General features: G+C 61.7%; 4 protein-coding genes. 2 read left to right on the top strand and 2 right to left on the bottom strand.

Annotated elements, in window-relative coordinates; translation table 11 throughout:
• Window positions 1–72 precede the first annotated feature (72 nt).
• Both F8N49_RS26460 and F8N49_RS26465 read right to left on the bottom strand, forming a co-directional pair.
• Complete coding sequence (locus F8N49_RS26460) at window positions 73–927, bottom strand: sulfurtransferase (RefSeq protein ID WP_122751166.1); 855 nt, start codon at window positions 925–927, stop codon at window positions 73–75.
• Between the two features lie 31 nt (window positions 928–958).
• Window positions 959–1630 carry a TetR/AcrR family transcriptional regulator gene (locus F8N49_RS26465; RefSeq protein ID WP_016772708.1) on the bottom strand — a complete coding sequence of 224 codons (672 nt, stop codon included), beginning with the start codon at window positions 1628–1630 and terminating at the stop codon, window positions 959–961.
• Window positions 1631–1777: 147 nt separating this feature from the next.
• Between F8N49_RS26465 and F8N49_RS26470 the strand changes: the two genes are divergently transcribed.
• Together F8N49_RS26470 and F8N49_RS26475 are read left to right on the top strand one after the other, a co-directional pair.
• The gene (locus tag F8N49_RS26470) at window positions 1778–3208 is read left to right on the top strand and encodes a coniferyl aldehyde dehydrogenase (protein ID WP_151553202.1); all 1431 of its coding nucleotides are present in this window, start codon (window positions 1778–1780) and stop codon (window positions 3206–3208) included.
• Window positions 3209–3237: 29 nt separating this feature from the next.
• Window positions 3238–3783 carry a twin-arginine translocation pathway signal protein gene (locus F8N49_RS26475; RefSeq protein ID WP_151553204.1) on the top strand — a complete coding sequence of 182 codons (546 nt, stop codon included), beginning with the start codon at window positions 3238–3240 and terminating at the stop codon, window positions 3781–3783.
• The last annotated feature ends 14 nt before the right edge of the window (window positions 3784–3797 follow it).

Consider the following 3797-nt stretch of genomic DNA (forward strand, 5'->3'; position numbering starts at 1 on the left):
GTCAGTCTGGAAATTCAATGCCTGACAGGACGCCTTCGCGAGCAGGCTCGCTCCCACATGGGATCAGCGATGTTATTCGCCGGTGGCAATGCCGCGCGACGGTTCGTTGATCCACTCGCTCCACGATCCGGCATACAGCGCACCCAGCGGATAGCCAGCCAGGCACAGTGCGAACAGGTTATGGCACGCCGTCACCCCGGAGCCGCAGTAGGCGACCAGTTCCGACGGTGAGCGATCACCCAGTTTCGCGGCAAAGCGCTGCTTGAGCTGCTCGGCCGGCAAAAACCGTCCATCACTGCCGAGGTTGTCGGTGAACGCCGCGCACTGCGCGCCGGGAATGTGCCCGGCGACCGGATCGATCGGTTCCACTTCGCCCTTGAAGCGCGGCAAGGCGCGGGCATCGAGCAGGGTCAGGGTTGGCTGGCCGAGGCGCTGCTGCAATTGCTCGGCGCTGATCAACAGGCTCATGTCCGGCTGGCCACTGAAGTTACCCGGCGTCACGCTCGGCGGGTCCAGGCTCAGCGGCAGGCCGGCCGCGTGCCAGGCCTTGAGCCCGCCGTCGAGAATGAACACGCCGTCGCGCTTGCCCAGCCATGCCAGCAACCACCACGCCCGCGCCGCATACGCACCCGGGCCGTCGTCGTACAAAACCACATCGCTGTCGTTGCTGATGCCCCAGGCTTGCAGGCGCTCGATCAACACCGCCGGCTCGGGCAACGGATGACGTCCGGTCACGCCCTTCTCGACTTTACCGCTCAGATCCCGTTCCAGATCGGCGAAACTCGCCCCGGCAATATGCCCTTCGGCGTAACTGCGCTGGCCGTAATCCGGATCTTCGAGGGCGAAACGACAATCGAGAATCACCAGCCCCGGCTGCTCTTTGCGAGCGTCCAAAGCTTGTGGGCTGATCAACTGCGCAATCGACATAACGGGCTCCTGTGGAATTCGGCTGAACGGTTTATTTCACGTCTTCAAGGGCCTGCGCCAGCGGCACATAGAATTCGTCGAACAGTGCGTTGACTTCATCCCGCGCCTGATCGGTAACAAACCCTGCTTCCAGCACCAGCACCTGATACACGCCACGCTTCACGGCCTGTTCGCTGAGGTGGTTGGAGTTTTCCCGGGTGGTGCACAGAAAACGCACCCACGAGGTCAGGATGATCCACGCGTTGAGGGTCAGCGATTCGATCTGCACGCGATCCATTTTCAGAATGCCGGCGGCGACAAAACCTTCGTAGATTGCGGCCCCCTGGATCACGCAGCGCTGGGAGAAACGCCGATAACGCGCGGCCAGTTCCGCATCGCTGTCGAGCAGATGCTCGAGGTCGCGATGCAGAAAGCGGTAGCGCCACATGGCCGAAAGCAGTTCCTTGAGATAGAAACGCTTGTCCTCGACGGTCGCCGGGCGGCCCTGAGGCGGACGCAGAAAGCTGTCCACCAGGGCTTCGTACTCACTGAACAACACGGCGATGATCGCCTGCTTGTTGGGGAAGTGGTAGTACAGGTTGCCCGGAGAAATCTCCATGTGCGCGGCGATGTGGTTGGTGCTGACGCTGCGCTCGCCCTGCTGATTGAACAGCTCCAGGCTGTTCTGAACGATGCGCTCGCTGGTTTTTATTCGTGGGGCCATGGCTTGAGCTTTAATTCAGAGTGCGTAGACGGCGCATCTTACGACCTAACCGGAAATGGATAAAACACTGACGTGCGCGGAAGTCGTTTGACTTTCTAGAGCTTAGACTCTAAAAAGTGCCCACTACAATAAAATCCGGAGCCCGCGATGACTGCCGACATTGCCTACCTGCAAACGCTGCAACAGCCTCTTGAAACCCTTGATCGGCAGTTCCAGGCACAACGGGCTACGTATGCCGCCAACCCGATGCCGCCGGCCGCACAGCGGCAACAATGGCTCAAGGCTTTGCGCGATCTGCTCAGCGCTGAGCGGCAGGCATTGATCGACGCGATCAGCGCCGATTTCAGTCACCGCAGCGCCGACGAAACCCTGCTCGCCGAGCTGATGCCGAGCCTGCACGGCATTCACTACGCCAGCCGTCACCTGAAAAACTGGATGAAGCCCTCGCGGCGCAAGGTTGGCATGGCGTTCCAGCCGGCTTCGGCGAAGGTGGTTTACCAGCCGCTGGGCGTGGTCGGCGTGATCGTGCCGTGGAACTACCCGCTGTATCTGGCCGTGGGGCCAATGGTCGGCGCCCTGGCGGCGGGCAATCGGGTGATGCTCAAGCTCAGCGAATCGACCCCGGCCACCGGGCTGCTGCTCAAAGAGCTGCTCGCGCGGATCTTTCCCGAAGACCTGGTTTGTGTAGTGCTGGGCGAAGCGGATGTCGGTGTAGCGTTCTCGCGGTTGCCGTTCGATCACCTGCTGTTCACCGGTTCCACCAGCGTCGGCAAACACGTCATGCGCGCTGCCGCGGAAAACCTGACGCCAGTGACGCTGGAACTGGGCGGCAAATCCCCAGCCATTGTCTCCAGAGACGTACCGCTCAAGGACGCCGCCGAACGCATCGCCTTCGGCAAGACCCTGAACGCCGGGCAGACCTGCGTCGCGCCCGACTATGTGCTGGTGCCGGAAGACCGCGTCGGCGCCTTCGTCGAGGCCTACCGTCAGGCTGTGAAAGGCTTCTACCCGACCCTGGCCGACAACGCCGACTACACCGCGATCATCAACGAACGCCAGTTGGCCCGACTGAACGGTTACGTCAGCGACGCGACCAGCAAGGGCGCGCTGCTGATCCCGTTGTTCGAACAAGGCCAGGGCCGACGCATGCCGCACAGCGTGCTGCTCAATGTCAGCGATGAGATGACGGTGATGCAGGACGAAATCTTCGGCCCATTGCTGCCAATCGTGCCTTATCGCGATCTGGAGCAGGCATTCGCTTACATCAATCAGCGGCCTCGTCCTCTGGCTCTTTACTACTTTGGCTACGACAAACGCGAACAGCATCGCGTGCTGCACGAGACCCATTCCGGCGGCGTATGCCTGAACGACACCTTGTTGCATGTCGCTCAGGACGATATGCCCTTCGGTGGCATCGGCCCCTCGGGCATGGGCCATTACCACGGCCACGAAGGTTTCCTGACCTTCAGCAAGGCCAAGGGCGTGCTGATCAAACAGCGCTTCAACGCGGCCCGGCTGATCTACCCGCCCTATGGCACATCGATTCAGAAACTGATTCAGAAGCTGTTCATTCGCTAAACGTTCGTCGACGCCGGGTAATAAAAACAATGCACCCAAGCCTGACCGAAACACCTGCCCTGTCGCGCCGTGGCCTGCTGAAATTCAGCCTCGGCGCCAGCGCGTTTCTTGCCACCGCCGGCCTTGGCGCCAGCCTCACTGGCTGCTCGTCGAGCATCAGCGCCAACGGCTTTGTCAGTTTGCGCGACGGCGATCTGCTGTTCCTGCGCGCGCTGATCCCGGTGATGCTCGACGGCGCCGTGGCCGCCGAGAAAATGCCCGCTGCGCTCGACGGCACGCTGAAGTCGCTGGACTACAGCCTCGATCACCTGTCGCCGGAAATGCTCAAGCTCACTCGGCAACTCTTCGATGTGCTGGGCATGGCCGTGACCCGTGGCCCGCTCACCGGCATCTGGGGCAGTTGGGAAAACGCCAGCCCTGAGGCGATGCGGCATTTCCTTGATCGCTGGGAGAACAGCTCACTGAGCTTGTTGCGCATGGGCCATAGCTCGTTGCAGCAGATGGTGATGATGGCCTGGTACACCCGCGCCGAGTCCTGGGCGCATTGCGGTTATCCCGGTCCGCCGAAGGTCTGAAACCAGGGCGCGGC

Source organism: Pseudomonas sp. GXM4 (assembly GCF_008923895.1).
Classification (GTDB): domain Bacteria; phylum Pseudomonadota; class Gammaproteobacteria; order Pseudomonadales; family Pseudomonadaceae; genus Aquipseudomonas; species Aquipseudomonas atacamensis.